Origin of the sequence: Pseudonocardia sp. NPDC049154 (genome assembly GCF_040648315.1) — a bacterium.
In the GTDB taxonomy this organism is placed as follows: domain Bacteria; phylum Actinomycetota; class Actinomycetes; order Mycobacteriales; family Pseudonocardiaceae; genus Pseudonocardia.
In genome coordinates, this window is the sequence record NZ_JBEZDN010000101.1 from 1 (window position 1) to 19,492 (window position 19,492).

General features: G+C 71.0%; 15 protein-coding genes and 4 pseudogenes. 14 read left to right on the forward strand and 5 right to left on the reverse strand.

The genetic code is table 11. From position 1 onward, the window contains the following. The first annotated feature begins 268 nt into the window (after positions 1 to 268). The 5 genes and pseudogenes from AB0B41_RS32545 to AB0B41_RS32565 all read left to right on the forward strand — a co-directional run bounded on the left by AB0B41_RS32545 (position 269) and on the right by AB0B41_RS32565 (position 4,618). Entirely contained in the window at positions 269 to 1,264 is a 996-nt protein-coding gene (locus AB0B41_RS32545; RefSeq protein ID WP_358210182.1) for an NADP-dependent oxidoreductase, read from the forward strand. A gap of 75 nt (positions 1,265 to 1,339) precedes the next feature. Next, on the forward strand, positions 1,340 to 2,200 hold the full coding sequence (locus tag AB0B41_RS32550) for an alpha/beta hydrolase (RefSeq protein ID WP_358210184.1): 861 nt from the start codon (positions 1,340 to 1,342) through the stop codon (positions 2,198 to 2,200). Positions 2,201 to 2,692: 492 nt separating this feature from the next. Next, positions 2,693 to 3,295 carry a helix-turn-helix domain-containing protein gene (locus AB0B41_RS32555; RefSeq protein WP_358210186.1) on the forward strand — a complete coding sequence of 201 codons (603 nt, stop codon included), beginning with the start codon at positions 2,693 to 2,695 and terminating at the stop codon, positions 3,293 to 3,295. Between the two features lie 265 nt (positions 3,296 to 3,560). Further along, positions 3,561 to 3,902: pseudogene (locus tag AB0B41_RS32560) on the forward strand (transposase); the annotation flags it as partial. A gap of 143 nt (positions 3,903 to 4,045) precedes the next feature. Beyond that, complete coding sequence (locus tag AB0B41_RS32565) at positions 4,046 to 4,618, forward strand: transposase (RefSeq protein ID WP_358210188.1); 573 nt, start codon at positions 4,046 to 4,048, stop codon at positions 4,616 to 4,618. A 301-nt stretch (positions 4,619 to 4,919) separates the two neighbouring features. Here AB0B41_RS32565 and AB0B41_RS32570 read toward each other — a convergent pair. Next, positions 4,920 to 5,048: pseudogene (locus tag AB0B41_RS32570) on the reverse strand (IS3 family transposase); the annotation flags it as partial. A gap of 170 nt (positions 5,049 to 5,218) precedes the next feature. Here AB0B41_RS32570 and ltrA point away from each other — a divergent pair. The 3 genes and pseudogenes from ltrA to AB0B41_RS32585 all read left to right on the forward strand — a co-directional run. Further along, the gene (gene ltrA, locus AB0B41_RS32575; protein WP_358210221.1) at positions 5,219 to 6,508 is read left to right on the forward strand and encodes a group II intron reverse transcriptase/maturase; all 1,290 of its coding nucleotides are present in this window, start codon (positions 5,219 to 5,221) and stop codon (positions 6,506 to 6,508) included. A gap of 113 nt (positions 6,509 to 6,621) precedes the next feature. Beyond that, positions 6,622 to 7,576, forward strand: a pseudogene (locus tag AB0B41_RS32580) (IS3 family transposase); the annotation flags it as partial. A 162-nt stretch (positions 7,577 to 7,738) separates the two neighbouring features. Further along, positions 7,739 to 8,176, forward strand: a pseudogene (locus tag AB0B41_RS32585) (acyl-CoA dehydrogenase family protein); the annotation flags it as partial. A gap of 146 nt (positions 8,177 to 8,322) precedes the next feature. Here AB0B41_RS32585 and AB0B41_RS32590 read toward each other — a convergent pair. Both AB0B41_RS32590 and AB0B41_RS32595 read right to left on the reverse strand, forming a co-directional pair. Then, on the reverse strand, positions 8,323 to 9,657 hold the full coding sequence (locus AB0B41_RS32590; protein ID WP_358210190.1) for an MFS transporter: 1,335 nt from the start codon (positions 9,655 to 9,657) through the stop codon (positions 8,323 to 8,325). 140 nt (positions 9,658 to 9,797) lie between these two features. After that, positions 9,798 to 11,048 (reverse strand): acyl-CoA dehydrogenase, encoded by a 1,251-nt coding sequence (locus AB0B41_RS32595; RefSeq protein WP_358210192.1) that lies wholly within the window; start codon positions 11,046 to 11,048, stop codon positions 9,798 to 9,800. Between the two features lie 139 nt (positions 11,049 to 11,187). On the opposite strand from AB0B41_RS32595, the gene AB0B41_RS32600 reads away from it, so the two are divergent. Genes AB0B41_RS32600 through AB0B41_RS32610 form a run of 3 tightly spaced genes read left to right on the forward strand, consistent with a single transcriptional unit; the run spans position 11,188 to position 14,714 of the window. Beyond that, positions 11,188 to 12,996 (forward strand): NAD(P)/FAD-dependent oxidoreductase, encoded by a 1,809-nt coding sequence (locus tag AB0B41_RS32600; RefSeq protein WP_358210194.1) that lies wholly within the window; start codon positions 11,188 to 11,190, stop codon positions 12,994 to 12,996. Between the two features lie 5 nt (positions 12,997 to 13,001). Then, complete coding sequence (locus tag AB0B41_RS32605; RefSeq protein WP_358210223.1) at positions 13,002 to 13,973, forward strand: cyclase family protein; 972 nt, start codon at positions 13,002 to 13,004, stop codon at positions 13,971 to 13,973. Between the two features lie 9 nt (positions 13,974 to 13,982). After that, positions 13,983 to 14,714, forward strand: coding sequence for an SDR family oxidoreductase (locus AB0B41_RS32610; protein WP_358210196.1), 732 nt, complete (start codon positions 13,983 to 13,985; stop codon positions 14,712 to 14,714). Positions 14,715 to 14,811: 97 nt separating this feature from the next. Here AB0B41_RS32610 and AB0B41_RS32615 read toward each other — a convergent pair whose 3' ends face one another. Next, positions 14,812 to 15,696: an LLM class flavin-dependent oxidoreductase gene (locus AB0B41_RS32615; RefSeq protein ID WP_358210198.1), complete on the reverse strand. Its 885-nt coding sequence runs from the start codon at positions 15,694 to 15,696 to the stop codon at positions 14,812 to 14,814. Then, the gene (locus AB0B41_RS32620) at positions 15,693 to 16,838 is read right to left on the reverse strand and encodes an acyl-CoA dehydrogenase family protein (protein ID WP_358210200.1); all 1,146 of its coding nucleotides are present in this window, start codon (positions 16,836 to 16,838) and stop codon (positions 15,693 to 15,695) included. Before AB0B41_RS32620 ends, AB0B41_RS32615 begins: the two co-directional genes overlap by 4 nt. 206 nt (positions 16,839 to 17,044) lie before the next feature. Between AB0B41_RS32620 and AB0B41_RS32625 the strand changes: the two genes are divergently transcribed. From AB0B41_RS32625 to AB0B41_RS32635, 3 genes are read left to right on the forward strand one after another with little or no spacing between them, the layout of a single operon-like run. Beyond that, complete coding sequence (locus tag AB0B41_RS32625; protein WP_358210201.1) at positions 17,045 to 17,953, forward strand: SDR family NAD(P)-dependent oxidoreductase; 909 nt, start codon at positions 17,045 to 17,047, stop codon at positions 17,951 to 17,953. A gap of 29 nt (positions 17,954 to 17,982) precedes the next feature. Then, positions 17,983 to 18,963: a nitronate monooxygenase family protein gene (locus tag AB0B41_RS32630; protein WP_358210203.1), complete on the forward strand. Its 981-nt coding sequence runs from the start codon at positions 17,983 to 17,985 to the stop codon at positions 18,961 to 18,963. A gap of 32 nt (positions 18,964 to 18,995) precedes the next feature. Next, positions 18,996 to 19,478, forward strand: coding sequence for a PaaI family thioesterase (locus AB0B41_RS32635; protein WP_358210205.1), 483 nt, complete (start codon positions 18,996 to 18,998; stop codon positions 19,476 to 19,478). Positions 19,479 to 19,492: the final 14 nt, after the last annotated feature.

Genomic DNA, 19,492 nt, shown 5'->3' on the forward strand with positions numbered 1-19,492 from the left:
AAGACCCGCTCCGGGAAGATCCTGCGCAAGACCATGCGCGGCATCGCCGACGGCGCCGACGAGCCGGTGCCCTCCACCATCGAGAGCGTCGACGTCCTCGACGCCCTCCGGCCGGTCCTGCGCGGAGGCTCCCGGTGAGCGGCGGCGTGGAGAGTCAGTGCGGTCGCCGAACGTCACTGTCGCCGGGGCACGCTGAACGAAATCCGATTACACTCATTTGTGAGGAGACTCGGAGAGTCGACATCAGTGGGACGAGGAGCATCACGCCATGCGGGCATATGCCATCAGCGGGTACAAGCAGCCCGTACAGGAGGTCGACGTTCCCGAGCCGGTGGTCGGGGAGCACGACGTGCTGGTCGAGGTGCGTGCCGCCGGGCTCAACCAGCTGGACGAGAAGATCCGGACAGGCGAGTTCAGACAGATCCTCCCGTACTCGCTGCCGCTGGTCCTCGGCAACGATGTCGCCGGAACCGTCGCCCGGGTCGGCGCGTCCGTGCGAGCCTTCACGCCGGGTGACGAGGTCTTCGCCCGTCCGGACAAAGCCCGGATCGGCACGTTCGCGGAGCGTGTGGCCGTCGCGGAGCAGGACCTGGCCGTCAAGCCGACGTCGATCGGGATGGCCGAGGCAGGTTCGCTGCCACTGGTCGCGCTCACCGCCTGGCAGGCCCTCGTCGAGCGCGGCAAGGTCATGCCGGGACAGAAGGTCCTGATTCATGCCGGCGCGGGCGGTGTCGGGTCGATCGCCGTCCAGCTCGCCAAGCACCTCGGAGCGCATGTCGCGACCACGGTCAGTGGTTCCAACACCGACTTCGTCCGCGAGCTGGGCGCCGACACGGTGATCGACTATCGCGACCAGGACTTCGAACAGGCTTTGAGTGGCTACGACCTGGTACTCGACTCCGTCGGCCGGGAGAACCTCGAGAAGTCCCTGCGCGTGCTCAGGCCGGGAGGAAGGGTGATCGGGATCGCCGGACCACCGGACCCCGCCTTCGCGCGGGAGATCGGGCTGAACCCGGTGGTGCGCGCGGCGATCGCCGTGCTGAGCGCCGGCGTCCGGCGCAGGGCCAGGAAGCTCGGGGTGCACTACGAGTTCCTGTTCATGCGCGCGGACGGCGAGCAGCTCCGGGCGATAGCCGAGCTGGTCGACAAGAGCGTGCTTCGCCCCGTGGTGGGGAAGGTGATCCCGTTCGAGCAGATCCCCGAGACGCTGGCGGGGCAGGCCGCGGGCGGCACGCGCGGCAAGACCGTCGCGACCCGCGACTGACCCCTGCCTGGTCCCCCACCGGAATCCGCTCAACCCACCACCGTCCGATCTCGACCACAGTCCCGAGGAAACCCCATGAACACCGCCGACGACGATCCCGTCCTCACCTCCTACGCCCAGGCCCCGACCCGCACCGTCGAGGCCGGTGGCGTGACCTATGCCTACCGCGACCTCGGTCCCCGGAGGGGGGTCCCCGTGGTCTTCTTCGGGCACCTCGCCGCGAACCTGGACAACTGGGATCCCCGCATCGTCGACCCCGTCGCGCAGGACTGTCACGTCGTCGCGTTCGACAACCGGGGGGTCGGTGCGTCCAGCGGACGGGTCCCGGACAGTGTCGAGTCCATGGCCGACGACGCGATCACCTTCGTCGAGGCGCTGGGCTTCGACCTGGTCGATATCGTCGCGTTCTCACTCGGAGGGATGGTCGCACAGGCCCTCGTCGCGAAGCGCCCCGATCTGGTCCGCAAGCTCGTTCTGACCGGGACCGGCCCCGCCGGAGGCACGGACATCGACAAGGTCGCGGGCACCACCTACCGCGACATCGTCCGCGCCGCCCTCACCCGCTCGGACCCGAAGGAGTTCCTTTTCTTCCCACGCGACGCGACCGGCAGGTCCGCCGCGAAGGCTTTCGTCCGCAGGCTGGCCGAGCGCACCGCCGACCGCGACCGACCGGTCACGGTCACGGCCTTCCGCAGGCAGCTCACCGCGATCAAGAAGTGGGGCCGCGCGGAGCCCGCGGACCTGTCGAGGATCACCCAGCCCACGCTGATCGCCAACGGCGACCACGATCGCATGGTGCCCTCGGTCCTCTCCGAGGACCTGCACCGCCGAATCCCGGGGTCCGAGCTGGTCATCTACCTGGGCGCCGGCCACGGCGGGATCTTCCAGTACCACGACCGGTTCGCCCCGACCGTCGTCGAGTTCCTCGCCCGCTGACCCTTCCGCTCGGGACTGGGCCTACGACGAATGCCCCTCGTCCACGATGAGGGGCATTCGTCGTCCGGCCAGGCCTCGCGTACCGCGAGCTGAGGGGAGACCGCCTCGAGGGGTGCACTGAGCCCGGCCTTGCCGAGCCCTCGTCGGCGAGGACCTCGTACTCGCCCTCGGTGATGATCAGGCTGAGGGAGGCGCGTTGCTCGTAGTGCTCCGCCGTGTGTTCACCGGCGACCCCGTCGGCGCCAGCCCGGTTGCGGGTCATCGGCGCGAGCGCCAGGCGGTGCGGCAGCTTCACGCGGCCCCGAGGCTGAACGGCCGCCGAGAGCTGAGCTGGTGATCATGGATCGAGTGACCCTTCGGTCGGTGCTCGCGCGTGAGACGAGAGCGTTCGGGGTGGCTCCGCGCAGGACGATGAGCGCAGGCACATTTGAGTCCACGCGATACTGACTACGCTCGTAACTGAGACAGCAGAGAGATTCCGGAGGATCGCCCATGTCCGTCCCGCCCTCGCCCCTGGGACGTCGTGAGCGGAACAAGCAGGCCAAGCTCGATCGCATCACCGCTGCCGCCCGGCAGCTGTTCGCCGAACACGGCATCGACGACGTCACCACTCAGCAGATCGCCGACGCGGCCGACATCGGCACCGGGACCCTGTTCCTCTACGTCAAGAGCAAGGGCGAGCTGCTCCTGATGGTGCAGAACTCCAGCTACGCTGACGCCCTGGCACGGGGGCGGGCGGCGGCGGACGCCACGCGCGACGTGGTCGACGCGGTGATGGCGATCATCCGTCTGGTTGTGGAGTGCAACCGCGCCCAGGTCGACAACGGCCGCACCTACCTGCGCGAGATCGTCTTCGGCGACCCCGCCGAGCCGCACCACCGGGACGCGCTCGGGTACACCGTCGAGACCGAGGAGGCGATCGCCGCGGTCCTGCGGCGTGACGAGCGGCTGACCGCGGCCGACGCCGCGACCCTCGCCCACGTCGTGATCGCCGTCCTCTTCCTCAGCCTGGCCGCCACGGCGAACCTTGACCACTCCGTCGACGAGATCGTCAAGGACATCGCGAGGCAGGTGCGCGCCGTGCTCCAACAGTGAGACCGTGCAGGGCTTCAACGGCCCCGGTCTCGCCGCTCAGCCCTCGTGTGCGGCGGACTGAGCCGTGACCGTTGCGCCAGATCATCGCGACCGTGGTAGCGACGCTGCCGCGGTCGGGCGCCGGTTCTAGACCGTATGAGGGGCCGGCGCCTCGCTCGTAAGTTGGCGCGGGTCACCGGCACAGCCGGTGGCGGTGCCGCATTTACGGGAGGCGCCGGTGCTGTCGGAGCGTACGTGTGTAGGCCTGGATGTCCACGCCCGTTCGGTGGCCGCGTGCGCGATCGACGACCAGGCCGGGGAGATCCAGACTGTGCGGTTGTCGCCGAAGATCCCGCAGGTTGTGGACTGGGTCAGGGGGTTGCCGGGGCCGGCTGCGGTCAGCTACGAGGCCGCCCCGACCGGATTCGGGCTGGCCAGAGCCCTGGCCGCGGCGGGGATCCGGTGCGAGGTGGTGGCCCCGTCCAAGCTCGAGCGCCCGCCCGGGGACAAGGTCAAGACCGACCGGCGCGACGCCGAGCGGCTGGCGAGGCTGTTGCGGATCGGGGAGCTGCCCGGGATCCGGGTGCCCACCGAGGCCGAGGAGGCCGCCCGGGATCTGGTCCGGGCCCGCCAGGATGCCCGCGGGGATCTGATGCGGGCCCGGCACCGGCTGTCCACGCTGCTGCTGCGCCACGGCCTGGTCTGGGACCACCGCGCCTGGACCGGCGCCCATGATGCGTGGCTGCGGTCGCTGCGCTCGACCGCACCGGAGTGCAACTCGCTTTCGACGAGGCTTACGAGACGGTGCTGGTCACCCAGGCCCGCCGCGACCGGCTCGACCGGGCGATCGAGGCCATGGCCGCCGAGCCGGCGTTCGCGCCGATCGTGGGCCAGCTGTGCTGCCTGCGCGGGGTCGCCACGCTGACCGGGTTCGGGCTGGCCGTGGAGATCGGGGACTGGCGCCGGTTCACCGGCTCGACGATCGGCTCCTACCTGGGGCTGGTCCCGTCGGAGACCTTGACCGGGACGCGGCGAGTCCAGGGCGCGATCACCAAGACCGGGAACAGTCACGCCCGCCGACTGTTGATCGAGGCGGCCTGGCATCACCGCAAGCGCTATCGGCCCAGCCGCGAGCTGCTCCGTCGCCGCCAGCACCAACCGCCGGCGGTCTGGGCCCGGGCCGACCAGGGCAACCGGCGGCTGCACCGGCGCTGGGCCCGCCTGGACGCCCGCAACAAGCGCCCCACGGTCAGCGCGGTCGCCGTGGCCCGCGAACTCGCCGGATGGTGCTGGAGCCTGGCCGTGCTCGACGATCCGCCCAGCACCGACAGTCGACCGGTCTGACCTGGTCGGCGTCCCGAGCACCGGTGAGGGCCGGTGCTGGCAGGCAAGTGCGAGGAACCACCCGCGGCACCGCTATGAGCAGCCGCCACGGCAGGACCATGACGGCGACGCTCGCCTCTAGAGACGCGGCCCGTTCCCGACGAACACCCGGTCATGCGGTAACCAACCCGCGCATACGAGCCTGACCGCGCGTCGACCGCGACAGCCTCTCCACCACCGGCCCTCACCGGCCCCACACCTATGAGCAGCCACGATGATGCGGGTCTGCCCAGACTTTGGTTGACCCGAGTCGGGTAGGCGTTCACGCCGCGTGAGCGGCCGAGGCGAGTATCTCGAACTCGACTGGGGTGAGCCTGCCGAGGGTGTCTTGGCGTCGTCGGCGGTGGTAGGTGGTCTCGATCCAGGACACGATCGCCAGGCGGAGATCGGCGGGCATGTCGGCGGTGAACACCGACGAACTGGAGCTCGCGCTGTATCGAGCCGAGCGCCGGGTACTGAAGATCCAGACCAAGCTGCACCGTTGGGGGCCCGTGGCGAGCCTCGTCGCCGGTTCGACGACCTGTTCAACCTCGTCGCCGATCCGGGCTTCCTGCTGGTGGCCTGGGCTCGGGTGGCGGGCAACAAGGGGCCCGCTCGGCCGGGATCGACGGGCGTACCGCTCGCTCGGTCGTGGCCGGGCAGGGAGTCGAGGAGTTCCTCGACGAGTTGCGGTCACAGCTACGCGACCGCAGCTTCCGTCCGGTGCCGGTGCGCGAGCGGATGATCCCGAAGACCGGCGGCACGCTGCGCCGGTTGGGGATCCCGACCGTGGCCGACTGGGTGGTCCAGGCAGCCTTGAAGCTGGTACTGGAGCCGATCTTCGAGGCGGACTTTCGCCCGTGCTCGTATGGGTTCCGCCCGAAGCGCCGGGCGCATGACGCGGTGGCCGAGATCCGCTACTTCGCCTCGCACTCGTATGAGTGGGTGGTGGAGGGCGACATCGCGGCCTGCTTCGACGAGATCTCGCATCCGGCCCTGGTGGGCCGGGTCCGGGCTCGGATCGGCGACCGCCGTGTCTTGGGCCTGGTGAAGGCGTTCCTCAAGGCAGGCATCCTCGGTGAGGACGGCCTGCGGCGAGAGACCACTGCCGGCGCCCCGCAAGGGGGGATCTTGTCTCCGCTTCTGGCCAACATCGCCCTGTCGGTGCTCGGCGACTACGTCGCCGAGGCCCGCGGTGGGCCGGTGTCGGGCAAAGCGGAGCGGGCATGGCGCCAGCGTCGTGGTCTTCCGAACTTCCGCCTGGTGCGGTATGCGGACGACTGGTGCCTGATGGTGCGCGGCACCCAGGCAGACGCTGTGCGCCTGCGGGATCAGATCGTGGACGTGCTGGCCCCGATGGGCTTGCGCCTGTCGCAGGCCAAGACCGCGATCACCCACATCGACGGGGGCATCGACTTCCTCGGGTGGCGTATCCAGCGCCGCCGCAAACGGGGATCCGACCGACGCTTCGTCTACACCTATCCCGCGAAGAAGGCCGTGCTGGCCGCGACGCGGAAGGTCAAGACGCTGTGCCGGCAGGTCGAGATCAACCAGCCGCTGCCGGACCTGCTGCGTCGCGTGAACGCGATGCTGCGGGGCTGGTGCGGATACTTCCGGCCCGGCGTGTCGTCGGTGGCCTTCGCCTACCTGAGCTACTACGCGTGGCGCACGGTCTGGCGCTGGCTGCGCCGAAAACACCGCCGGTCGACCCGGAAGGACATCCGCGACCTCTACTGCGGCGGGCGTTGGTGGCCGGCCCACGGAGACCAGGAACTGTTCGACCCGGCGAAAGTGGGCACGACCCGCTACCGCTACCGCGGATCGATCATTCCGTCTCCCTGGCCGTCCTTCGAGGAAAGCCGCGCCGCCTGAGACGGGGGCTTGTGGAGAGCCCGGTGCATTGAAAGGTGCACGCCGGGTTCGGGAAGCGGCCCGGGGAAACGGACCGGCCGAAAGGTCGACACCGCGCCCCGGGCCGACTTTACCGACCGCCGACTGCGGTGATCGTCGATCACATCGACGCCCACCGTGGCCGCTTCTCCGGTCGAGCCGATCTGCCGGGTGTTGTCCACGCACGGCACGCAGATCGCCCCGAGCACCTACTACGCGCCGGCGCAGGCGCGAGTGTCGACCCGCGTCCTGGCCGACGCGTACACGGCGAACGCCCTGGTCGACCTGCATCGCGCTAACCGTGGTGTCTACGGCCGCCGCAAGCTCTGGCACGCCGCCCGCCGCGCCGGCCTGCGGATCGGTCGCGACCGGGTGGCCCGGCTGATGCGGCTGGCCGGGCTGGCCGCAGCGGTGCGCGGCACGCACACCACGATCACCACTTGTCGGGCGACCGAGACCGGCGAGCGGCACCCGGACCTGCTACAGCGGGCCTGGTCGGCGCCGACCCGGCCGGACCGGTGGTGGGTGGCCGACTTCTCCTACGTGTGGACGTTGGCCGGGTTCTGCTACGTCGCGCTGCTCACCGACGTCTACTCCCGGCGCATCCTCGGCTGGCGGGTGACCACGACGAAGACGACGCCGCTGGTGCTGTCCGTGCTCGAGCAGGCCCTCTTCGCCCGGCGGCGGGCGAATGCCGAGTTCACCGCGACCGGGCTCGTGCATCACTCGGACGCCGGGTCGCAATACACGTCGCTGGCGTTCACCGAGGCCCTGCGCGAGGCCGGGATCGTCGGGTCGATCGGGACCGTGGGCGACGCGCTGGACAATGCGCTGATGGAGTCGACCATCGGGCTGTTCACGACCGAGCTCCTCGAGCGTCACCCCCGCTCGTGGAGCGGGCGGGCCGAGGTGGAGAAGGCGACCGCGGAGTGGGTGCACTGGTACAACACCGCCCGGCTGCACTCCGCGCTCGACCACGTCCCGCCCGCCGAGTTCGAACAGCGCTACCGTGACCAACACGAGGCTGCCTCGACACCCGAGGTGGCCTGAACCCCGCCTCCGACGGTCCCAGGCCGGTTCAGTTGCGCGCACGGTGGCCGACGGGCTGGCTTACGGCAGACAACTGCCGCGGCGCATCAGACGGGGGTGGGACGTCGCCGGACGGCGCGATCCCTCCCCGGGGTCGAAGCGTCGTCGATGAGGCAGATGCTGATGTTGGCTGGGTCGAGCGGTGCTGTTCGTGTCGTGTCCGCGGCCGAGTCGATCACCGAGGTTGGCGAACGTGCTGGGGAGGAGGGCGCCGCGTTCGGCTACCTCGGCGGCAACCTCCCGCAGGAGCGTCTCGCGATCGCCGTCGGCGCGCTCGCCGCCGCCCGCGCAGCGCTGCAGGTCACGGTCGCGTACGTCAAGGAGCGCACGGTCTTCGGCAAGCCGGTCGCCCACTTCCAGAACACCAAGTTCGAGCTCGCCGCCGTGGAGACCGACCTCACCGCGGCGCAGGCGCTCGTCGACCAGGCGGTGCTGTCGCTGGTGGCGGGCGAGCTGACCCCGGTGGACGCGGCGAAGGTCAAGCTGTTCTGCACCGAGCTGCAGAGCCGGGTGGTGGGCCGCTGCCTGCAGCTCGTCGGCGGGTACGGCTACGTCCTGGAGTACCCGATCGCCCGGCTCTACGCCGACGCGCGGGTGACGCGGATCTACGGCGGTACCAGCGCGGGTGATGAAATCGATCATCAGCAAGTCGCTGAGCCTCTGACGGCCCCGCCCCCGCCCGTCGACGGCGGTGGACGGGCGGGGTCTCAGTTCGTGGCGGTGCCCGCGTCCGCCGGGGTGTCGTGCCCGGCGGCGGGCTCGGCGAGGAGCACGGCGACCAGGCCTACGAGCCCCGCCCCGACGATCCAAAACGCGGGTGCGGACGACAGGCCCGTCCAGGCCGTCAGCTGTGCCGAGATGAACGGCGCGAAGGCCCCGCCGAGGATCGTGCCGACGTTGAAGGCGAGTGCGGTGCCGGTGTAGCGCACCGCGGGCGGGAACGAGGCCGCGCTGATCAGGTAGCCGGAGACGGTCTGGACGCTGCTGATCGCCATCAGGAGGAAGTAGGCGAGGAAGACGACCACGACGCTCCCGGCCGCCCCCATCAGCAGGAACAGCGGGTAGGCGAGGACGGCCATCGCCACCATCCCGCACAGGCAGACCGTCCGTCGGCCGATCCGGTCGACGAGGATGCCGGCCAGCGGCATCACGAGGACCGCGGACACCGCGATCGCCAGGGCCGAGATGGTGGAGGCGACCGAGGTGGAGAAACCCTGGGTTTCGCGGAGATAGGTCACGCCGACCGTCAGCCCGACGTACGCGGACCCGGCCAGCGAGAAACTCAGCCCGGTCATCGTCAGCAGCCCCTTCCGATGGCTGCCCACCAGGTCGCGCACCGGCGTCTTGGTGATCCGCTCGCTGCTCTTGAGCCGCGTGAACTCGGGGCTGTCCTCCAGCCGCATCCGCAGGAACAGGCAGATCAGGGTGAGCGGCAGGCACAGCAGGAACGGCAGACGCCACCCCCAGTCGGCCATCGTCTCGGTGCCGAGGACGAAGGTGGTGAACCCGACGACGCCGGTGGCCGAGGCGAAGCCGATGTTCGATCCGGCCGGCGTCAGCGAGGCGAGGATGCCGCGCCTGCGGGCCGAGGAGGACTCGACGACCAGGGTCAGCGCGCCCATCTGCTCGCCGCCTGCGCAGAACCCCTGGATCAGGCGCAGCAGCACCAGGATGATCGGGGCCGCGATCCCGATCGCGGCGTAGGTCGGGAGCAGGCCCAGCAGCAGCGAGGCCGCCCCCATCAGCACGACCGTGATCATCAGAGCGGTTCGGCGGCCGACCCGGTCCCCGATCCGGCCGAACACGACCGCACCGATCGGTCGGGCGATGTAGCCGGAGCCGAACACCGCCAGCGCGGCCAGCGTGGACGCGGTCGGGTCGCTCGCCGGGAAGAACGCCCCCGCGAAGAACACCGCGAGGTAGACGTAGAGGCTGTAGTCGTAGTACTCGACGACCGTGCCGGCGAAGCCGGCGATCGATGCTCGCCGGGCCGCCTTGGTGACCGTCGTCGAGGACGTCCCGACGGACTCGGGGCTGGACATGCGGGGACCTCCGACGGGAACGACGGTGTACGGGCCGACCAAGCGATATCAGATCTATCATTAAGATAAAAAAGGAGTGAGACGATCGTCACGGTGCGTCAGACCGTGCGGCGAGCCCACGTGTGGGAGGTGCGCCCCGGTCAGCGCCGGAGGACGCGGCGGGCGATGTTGCGGCGCAGGATCTCCGCGCTGCCGTCGGCGATGCGGGCCAGGCGGGCCTGGTGCCAGCCGTCGTAGAGACGCATCTCGGTGGTCAGGCCCATGCCCCCGTGGACCTGCATGGCACGTTCGTAGACCCGCGAGCACATCTCGGTCGTGAAGACCTTCGTCATCGCCACCTCGTGGTGGGCCGTCTCGCCCGCCTGCAGCCGCCGCGCCGTCTCGCGGGACATCGCGTCGGCGGCGTAGATCTCCGTCGCGCTGTCGGCGAGCGGGAAGCTCACGCCCTGGTACTCGGCGATCGGCGTGCCGAAGGCCGTGCGCTCGGTCGCGTAGCCGGCCGCCCGGTCCAACGCCCACTGGGCGAGCCCGACGCACCGCCCGGCGTTGTACACCCGGCCCGTGGACACCCCCTCCATGGCCAATCGGAAGCCTTGGTGCAGCTCGCCGACCAGGGCGTCCGCGGGGACCCGGACGTCGGTGAAGCTGATGATGCCCTCGTGTCCGCCGACCTGGCCGAACAGGGTGATCACGCTGTCCACGGCGAAGCCGGGTGCCGTCGTGGGCACGAGGAAGCAGCTGATCCCGCCGCTGCGCGTGCGCTGCAGCTCGGGATCGGTCACCGCCCACACCAGGACCCAGTCGGCCTCCGGGGAGTTGGTGATCCACTGCTTGGTGCCCGTGACGACCCACTCGTCCCCGTCGCGGCGGGCGGCGGTGCGCATCGCCCAGGCGTCCGACCCCGCGTCGGGTTCGGACATGCCGAAGCAGCTGGTGGTGGTGCCCACGAGGAACTCCGGCAGCATCCGCGCGGCCGCTGTGGGGGTGAGGTGGGTGCAGAGCGACGACGGCGCGTAGCTCCAGTGGGCGACGGTCGCGTACGGCAGGATCCGGCCCGGACCGTAGGTCGCGTGCAGGGCGCGCCAGACCTCATAGAGCACGACCGGGCCGAGCCCGCCACCGCCCAGCTCCTCGGTGAGGAACATGCAGTAGTAGCCCGCCTCGGCGGCGGCCTCCCGCACCGTCTGCAGCAGCGCGCGGGTCTCCGGTGAGTACGCGCCGTCCGGGCCGTGCGCCCGGCGGGGGTCCGCGAGCACGTCGGCGTGCGCGTCCTCCAGCGGCACCACGACGGAGTCCACGAAGTCGGTGAGGCCGTCGACGATCGCGCGGGCATCGGGATCCATCGGCACGCAGAACTCCAGAAAGAGCTGAATGAGATAGCTGTTCGGCACGACCCTAGGGAGTCCCGCGCGGGGCGGTCAATCGGGTGCCGCAGCCGGTGCGGGCGGGGCCGTTGACTGGAGAGAGTGACGTGGATAACGTGTCCGCTAATCCAAACAATCGTCCGAATAGTCGAACAACGGAGTCTGAGTGACCACGACGATGACGTCGCAGAGCGCCGGCCTCGAGGCCCGGGAAGCGTCCGCGATCTACACCGCCTGGTTCGAGCGCTTCGCCTCCGCGCTCACGCGCTCCGGCGCGCCCGGGCTCGGCGAGCTGCTCCTGCCGCACGCCTGGTGGCGGGACCTGGTCGCGCTGAACTGGCGGCTCGCCAGCTACACCGGGACGGAGACCATCCAGGCGTTCGTGGCGAGCGCCGCGCAGTTCCCCCTCCGGTCGGTCCGGTCCGGCGGCGTGGAGCCGATCCTGACCTCGCCCACCCCCGAGCAGACCTGGGTCGAGGGCTTCTTCGAAGGTGAGACGGAGGCCGGCCACGTCCTTGGCCACGTGCGGCTGATGCCCGACGTCGACGGCGAGTGGCGTGCCTGGACCGTGCTGACCTCGCTCGACGACCTGACGAACCGCCCGCGCGCGATCCGGCACCGCCGCCCGCGTCCGGCCCGCGGGGGCGAGCAGACACCGTGGCACCACCGCCGCGCCGAGGCGTGCTCGTTCGAGCGACCGGACCCCGAGGTGCTGGTCGTCGGGGCCGGGCAGAACGGCCTCGCCGTCGCGGCGAACCTGGGCCTGATCGGGGTCGACACGCTCGTCGTCGAACGCGACGACCAGGTGGGCGACGTGTGGCGCAAGCGCTACGAGTCGCTCGTCCTGCACGCCCCGGTCTACAGCGACCACCTGCCGTACTTCGCCTTCCCACCCGGCTGGCCGGTGTACACACCGAAGGAGAAGTACGCGGACTGGCTGGACACCTACCGCGCGGCGCTCGAGATCAACGTCTGGACCGGCACCGAGGTGGTCTCCGGCGAGTACGACGAGCAGTCCCACACCTGGACGGTCACGGCGCGCACGCCGCAGGGCGAGCGGGTCCTGCACCCGCGTCACCTCGTAGTCGCGACCGGCATCTCGGGGGTCCCGGTGGTGCCGACCGTCCCGGGTCGGGACACGTTCGGCGGGCAGGTCCTGCACACCGCCGAGTACCGCTCCGGCAGCGGGGTGGCCGGCAAGAAGGCCGTGGTCATCGGGGCCGGGACCAGCGCCCACGACGTGATGGAGGACCTCCACCACTCCGGCGCCGAGGTCACGATGGTCCAGCGCGGCGGGACCTACGTGATGAGCCGGGACAACGGCAACCTCGTCCTCTTCGAGGGCCAGTACAACGAGGACTCGCTTCCGCTGGAGTACGCGGACCTGCAGGCCACCTCGATCCCGTGGCCGCTGCTCATGCAGCTGGCCGAGCCGCAGACCGCGGCGATCGCCGAGATGGACCGCGAGCTGCTGGACGGCCTGCGCCGCACCAACTTCAAGGTGGTGATGGGGGAGCCGACGACCGGCGAGCGCTCGGGGCTGATGTCCTTCGGCGCCCGCAGCGGCGGCCCGGGCGGGTACTACATCGACTGCGGGGCCTCCGGGCTGATCATCGACGGCAAGGTCGCGGTGCACCAGGGCGCGGGTCTCGAGGAGTTCACCCCGACGGGCGTCCGGCTGTCCGACGGCACCGAGCTCGAGGCCGACATCGTCGTACTGGCCACCGGGTTCCTCGACATGCGCGAGGGTGCCCGCCGGTACCTCGGCGACGAGGTCGTCGACCGGACCGCCCCGCTCGGCGGGATCGACGAGAGCGGCGAGCTCGGCCTCCTGTGGCAGCAGTCCGGCCAGGAGGGGCTCTGGTTCATCGGTGGCGGCCTCGTGCAGGTGCGCCCCTATTCGAAGTACCTCGCCTTCCAGATCGCTGCCGACCTCGACGGCATCCTCAACACGAGAGCAGGTGATGCGCTGTGAGCCTGATGGATGAATGGACCCGCACCGCGGACAAGGTGCGCAACTGGGGCCGCTGGGGCGCCGACGACGAGCTGGGCACGCTCAACCTGATCACCGAGGCGAACGTCCGCGCGGCGGCGGCGGAGGTGACCAAGGGAGCGGTGTTCCCGCTCGGGCTGCCGTTCGGCGAGAGCGGCCCGCAGGGCGGGCTGCACTTCCGGCGCAACCCGCTGCACGTCATGACGGTCGACGGCGGGGACGCGCACGCGCTCGTCGAGCAGCGTGGCTGGGCGGCCCACCCGACCGCGCAGGAGCTCGGTGGGATGCTCGACGGCGACATCCTTCGCTTCAACGACGACATGATCGTCATGCACCTGCAAGCGGCCACGCAATGGGATGCCCTCTCGCACGTCTACTACGACGAGAAGATGTACAACGGCTTCCCGTCGAGCGCGGTGACCAGTCTCGGCGCCAGCAAGCTGGGCATCGAGAAGGTCGACGTCAAGGGCATCACCTCCCGGGGCGTGCTGCTCGACGTGGCGCGCCACCGCGGCGTGGTCATGGTCCCGCACGGCGAGCCGATCTCGCCGGAGGAGCTCACGGCGGTCGCCGAGGCCCAGGGTGTGGAGATCAACGCGGGTGACATCGTCCTGATCCACACCGGCTGGGCGGGCGAGTTCCTGCGCGACCGCACCACGCCGATCTCCGCGGGCCTGCACTGGCGGTGTGCCGCGTGGCTGCACGAGCGGGACGCCGCGGCGGTCGCGGCCGACACCGTCCAGGTCGAGGACCCGGTGTCGGACATCCCCGGCAACATGCTGCCCATGCACCTGCTCTGCATACGAGAGATGGGCATGCAGTTCGGTGAGTACTGGTCGCTCAGTGGCCTGGCCGCGGACTGCGCCGAGGACGGGCGCTACTCGTTCCAGCTGGTCGCGCCGCCGCTGGGCATCACCGGTGCCGTCGGCTCGCCGGTCAACCCGATCGCTCTGAAGTAAGGCGGACACATGACGGACGACAGGACGGCGATCGTCTCGGGCGCGGCCTCGGGCATCGGCCTGGCGACGGCCCGGCGGCTCGCGGCGCAGGGCTGGACCCTCGCGCTCGTGGACCTCGACGCCGCCGCGGTCAAGGAGGCCGTGGACTTCCCGCTCGAGGGGCACCTCGTGCGGGCGACCGACATCAGCGACCCGGACCAGGTGAGCGGGCTCTTCGCCCAGGTCGAGGCCGAGCTGGGCCCGCTCAAGGCGGTCGCCAACGTGGCCGGGCTCACGGTGGTCGAGGACGGCCGGATCGAGGACGTGTCGCTGGAGGTCTTCGACCGCGTCGTCGGGGTGAACCTGCGCGGCAACTTCCTCATGTGCAAGGGGGCGATCCCGGCACTGCGCGCGGCGGGGGGCGGGGCGATCGTGAACGTGGGGTCCGTCGCCTCGGTCCTCGGCACCGGCGGGGCCGCCTACGTGTCGAGCAAGCACGGGCTGGCGGGCCTGACCCGCCAGATCGCCTACCGGTACGCGGCCGAGAACATCCGCTGCTCGCTGGTCTGCCCCGGCCCGACGGACACCCCGATGATCGCCATCGCCCGGGCCAAGGGCACGGTGCCCGCCGCACCGGGGGCGATCCCGCGGGACGTGACGGCGGACGAGGTGGCCTCCTTCATCGCCTACCTGGTCGGCGACGACGCGGCGATGGTCACCGGCTCGGTGCATGTCGTCGACGGCGGGATGTCCCAGCACTGACGCAGAGGGTGCCCACGGGGCGGTCGGGTGTCGACCCGACCGCCCCGCGGTCGTTCCCGGTCGTTCCCGGTCGGTGGTGGACGGCTCGGCGAGCCAGTCAGCCGGCCAGACCCAGGACGTGGCGCACGGCGGTCCGGTGGCCGCCGTCCAAGGCCGAGGGGACGAGGATCGGCAGGTCGACGCCGGTCTCGGACCACGCGGTGAGGCCGTCGCGGATCCGGTCGAGCGGGCCGAGCAGACAGACGTCGTCGATCCAGGCGTCGGTCATGGCGGCCCGCCGGACCGCCGGGTCCCCGGCGGTCTCGATCGCGTCCATGACGGCGCCGTGTCCGACGCGGCGCCACTGGGCGACGTAGTTCGGGCGGGTGACGTAGGAGGTCAGGATGTCCCGGCACCGCTCGCGGGCGGCCTCGAGGTCCGCGCCGACGACCGTCGGGATCATGGTGGAGACCTCGAACGCGGGAGGTCTGCGGTCGCGCAGCGACTCGACGAGCACGGCCGTGGCCGCCCGCCCGACGTTCGCCTGGACCAGCCCGTCCCGGGCCAGGGCGAGCTCGGTCATCCGCGGGCCCAGTGCGGCGACGACCACCGGCGCGGCGCACTTGAGCTCCGCGTCGAGCTCGTCGAGGTAGGTTCGCAGGTCGCCGAGCAGCGAGGTCGACCGCACGCCGAGCCGCTCGCGCTGGGGTGCGTGGCTCACGCCGAGACCGAGCCGGAACCGACCCTCGCTCACCTCGGCGAGATGGCGCGTCGCGGCAGCGAGGTCGGTCGGGTGCCTGCGATAGATCGGCAGCACCGACGTGGCCAGGGCGATCCGTCGGGTGGCGTGCGCCAGCGACAGACACAGTGACATCGGCTCGCTGGTCGACGGCAGGTAGAGCCCCGCGAACCCCGCGGCGTCGAGGTCGGCCCCGAGCGCGACGGTCTCCGCGATCCGCCCCGGCGCCGCGATCAGCGCGACGGCGGGCAGTCCCGTGCTCACGCGCGGCCGCTCTTCGCGGCCTCGGCGAGCAGCTCGCGCGCCACGATCACCTGCTGGATCTCGGTGACCCCCTGGGACACGTCGAAGAACACCGCCTCCCGGTACAGCCGCTCGACGACCATGTCCTTGGTCAGCCCGTACGCGCCGCAGACGTGCAGCGCGGCCTCCGTGGCCTCGCGGGCGGCCCGACCGGACACCAGCCGTGCCGATGCGGCCTCGGCGGGGACCGACTGCTTGCGGTCGAGGAGGTCCGCGCAGGTCAACAGCAGTGACTCGGCGGCGAGCGTGGAGGCGGCGGCCTTGCCGAGCAGCGCCTGGATGGTGGGGAACTTGCGCCCGATGGGCGTGCCGCGGTGCTCGCGGGTGAGGGCGTAGGCGCTCGCCTCCTCCAGGGCGCGGGCGGCGATCCCGGCGCTGATCGTGGCGGCCCGCAGCTTGCCGAACGCCTCGCCCGCGATCATCACGTCGAACCCACCGTCGACCGGGCCGACCAGGCCCTCGGCGAGCACGCCGTCGAGGGCGACGGGACGGGCCTCCGTGCCGCCCATCGACAGCACCTCGCTCGGCTCGCCGACCGACCAGGCCGGGTCGGTGGTGTCGACGAGGAACGCGCCGAGCGCCGTCTCGGAGGTCCGCGCGAACACCAGCGCGACGTCCGCCTGCCCGGCGAAGGAGATGAACTGCTTGGCGCCGGTGAGGCGCCAGCCCGCGTCGGTCCGCTCGGCGCGCGTGGTGATCTGTCGTGGGTCGGAGCCCGTTGCGGGCTCGGTGAACGCCCAGGACGCCACGGACTCACCGGACACCAGCCGCGGCACCCACCGCGCGACCTGCTCCGGCGTGCCGTGCTGCAGCAGGGTCATCGCGACCTGGATCGTGGTGCCGGGGTAGAGCGCGCCGACGGGGGAGTGCCGCGCCACCTCACGGGTGGCGACGACGTACGCGCGGACCGTGCCGCCCTCGCCGCCGTGCTCCTCGGCGAACGGGAGCCGGGTCAGCCCGATGTCGCGGACGGCGGCCCACAGCTCCGGGGAGAACGCCTGGCCGCGGTCGACCTTCTCGGCGAGCGGCGCCACCGTGCGGGCGGCCTGCCCGTCCACGGCAGCGCGCAGCGCCTCGAGCTCGGGTTCCAGCCTGATTCTCACGGACCACCTCTTCGAAGTCGGTCGATTCAGTAACACGATTGGCTGCGGGTTGGCAACAGTCGGTCGCGGGCAGGAGAAGTGTCCCACAGTAATCAGTTGGATAGTTGCGATGTATGCGCTCCTGCCTGATACCGTCCCAAGGACACCCGGGACGGCCGCGTCACCGGGGGATCGCCGTCCCCGACCCGATGAGGAGTTCGCGACACATGGGCATGCTCGACGGAAAGGTCGCCATCGTCACCGGTGGGGGCCGGGGCCTCGGTCGGGCCCACTGCCTCACCCTCGCGTCGGCGGGCGCCACGGTCGTGGTCAACGACATCGGCGCCGGTCTGCACGGTGAGACGAGCACCGAGACCCCCGCGGACGAGGTCGTCCGGGAGATCACCGCCGCGGGCGGCGCCGCCACGACCGACGGCACGTCGGTCAGCGACTGGGGCGGTGTCGAGGAGCTCGTGCGCTCCACCGTCAAGGAGTTCGGCCGGCTCGACGTCGTCGTGAACAACGCGGGCATCGTCCGCGACAGGATGCTGTTCTCCATGGCCGAGGACGAGTTCGACGCCGTGATCAACGTGCACCTCAAGGGCACGTTCGCGCTCACCCGGCACGCCTGCGCCTACTGGCGCGAGCAGTCGAAGCTGGGGCAGCCGGTCGCCGGTCGGATCATCAACACCACGTCGGGCACCGGGCTGTTCGGCAACGCGGGCCAGGCGAACTACGGCGCCGCCAAGGCGGGCATCGTCTCGCTGACCCAGATCACCGCGATCGAGATGGCCCGCTACGGCGTGACCGCCAACGCGGTGTCCCCGCTGGCCGCCACCCGCATGACCCAGGGCATCGACAGCGTCGCGGCGGACTCCCGCTCCGACGGGTTCGACCCTCGGGACCCGGCCAACACCTCCGGCGTCGTCGCCTACCTCGCCTCGGACGCCGCGTCCTGGCTGACCGGCCAGGTCCTGCGCGTCGACGGCGACAAGGTGCAGCGTCTCACCGGGTGGGCCATCGAGGGCGAGTACGCCAGCGCCAAGGGCGCCGCGCTCACCCCCGAGGAGCTGGTCACCGGCATGCCCCAGATCTACGGGACGGCCCCGCTCGGCCGCGCCTCCCGCCGTTCCTGACCCCGTTCGATCGCAGAGAGGCTTCATCGATGATCCGCAACCGTGTGACGGAGCTGCTCGGGGTGGACCACCCCATCGTCCAGGGCGGCATGCAGTGGGTCGGCACCGCCGAGCTCGTCTCGGCCGTGGCGAACGCCGGAGCGGTCGGCATGATCACTGCGCTCACCCAGCCCACGCCCGAGGACCTGCGCAAGGAGATCGCGCGCTGTCGGGAGATGACGGACAAGCCGTTCGGGGTGAACCTGACCGTGCTGCCGTCCATCCGCCCGATGCCGTACCTGGAGTACGCGCAGGTCATCGCCGACGAGGGCATCACCATGGTCGAGACCGCGGGCTCCAACCCGCAGCAGTTCATGGAGATCTTCAACGGCGCGGGCATCAAGGTCATCCACAAGTGCACGAGCGTCCGGCACGCGATCAAGGCCCAGGCCGTGGGCGTGAGCATCGTGAGCGTCGACGGGTTCGAGTGCGCCGGACACCCCGGTGAGGACGACGTCACCAACCTCGTCCTGGTCCCGGCCGTGCGCCGGGCCCTGGACATCCCGATCATCGCGTCGGGCGGCATCGGCGACGGGCGCGGCCTGGCCGCCGCCCTGATGCTCGGCGCCGAGGGCGTCAACATGGGCACGCGCTTCATGTGCACCCAGGAGGCGCCGATCCACCACAACGTCAAGCAGGCCATGGTGGACTCGAACGAGCTCGAGACCGACCTGATCCTGCGCACGCTGCGCAACACCGCGCGCGTGGCGAAGAACAGCGTGTCCACCGAGGTCATCCGCATCCTCAACGAGGGTGGTGTCTTCGAGGACGTCCGCGAGCTGGTGGCGGGCGCCCGCGGTCGGACCGTCTACGAGACGGGCGACGTCGAGGCGGGCATCTGGACCGCGGGCATGGTCGTCGGCCTGATCCACGACATCCCGACCTGCGAGGAGCTCGTCTCCCGCATGGTCGCGGAGGCCGAGGAGCTCATCAACGGCGTCAGCGCGTCGGTGAGCGTGACGGCGGCCTGAGCCGCACGCCGAACGAGGAGGAGGGCGGAGCAGTGACGCTGACGGCCGAGGAGATGAGCGCCCGGGACGCGTGGTTCCGGGAGCACTGGAGCCGGCACGTGCCGTTCAACCGGGAGATCGGCCTGGAGATCGTCGACTGGGAGCCCGGTTTCGTCCGGGCCCGGCTGAAGTACCAGGACAAGCTCTCCGCGCACGACGGGGTCTTCCACGGCGGGGTCCTCGCGACCGCCCTCGACTCGGTCGGCGGCGGCTGCGTCGCCGCCGGTCACGACTACAACCTGGGCAGCCGGTTCACCACGGTGTCCATGACCGTGCAGTACATGGGCGTGGCGCCGGGCGACCCGGAGGTGCTCGTCGAGGGCACCGTGGTCAAACGCGGGCGGCGTCTCAACTTCTCCCGCTCCCAGGTGCTGACCCTCGACGGCCGGGTGCTCGCCGAGGCGGTGCTGACCATCAGCGCCTCCGGCGAGCGCCCGCGCCTGGGTACGGCCGAGGGGCAGCCCGCCTCCTCCTGATCCCTCCGAGTGCA

Coding starts and splice junctions, on each gene's coding strand:
- AB0B41_RS32545 (WP_358210182.1), top strand. CDS start 269: ATGCGGGCATATGCCATCAGCGGGTACAAGCAGCCCGTACAGGAGGTC.
- AB0B41_RS32550 (WP_358210184.1), top strand. CDS start 1,340: ATGAACACCGCCGACGACGATCCCGTCCTCACCTCCTACGCCCAGGCC.
- AB0B41_RS32555 (WP_358210186.1), top strand. CDS start 2,693: ATGTCCGTCCCGCCCTCGCCCCTGGGACGTCGTGAGCGGAACAAGCAG.
- AB0B41_RS32590 (WP_358210190.1), bottom strand. CDS start 9,657: ATGTCCAGCCCCGAGTCCGTCGGGACGTCCTCGACGACGGTCACCAAG.
- AB0B41_RS32605 (WP_358210223.1), top strand. CDS start 13,002: ATGGATGAATGGACCCGCACCGCGGACAAGGTGCGCAACTGGGGCCGC.
- AB0B41_RS32610 (WP_358210196.1), top strand. CDS start 13,983: ATGACGGACGACAGGACGGCGATCGTCTCGGGCGCGGCCTCGGGCATC.
- AB0B41_RS32625 (WP_358210201.1), top strand. CDS start 17,045: ATGGGCATGCTCGACGGAAAGGTCGCCATCGTCACCGGTGGGGGCCGG.
- AB0B41_RS32630 (WP_358210203.1), top strand. CDS start 17,983: ATGATCCGCAACCGTGTGACGGAGCTGCTCGGGGTGGACCACCCCATC.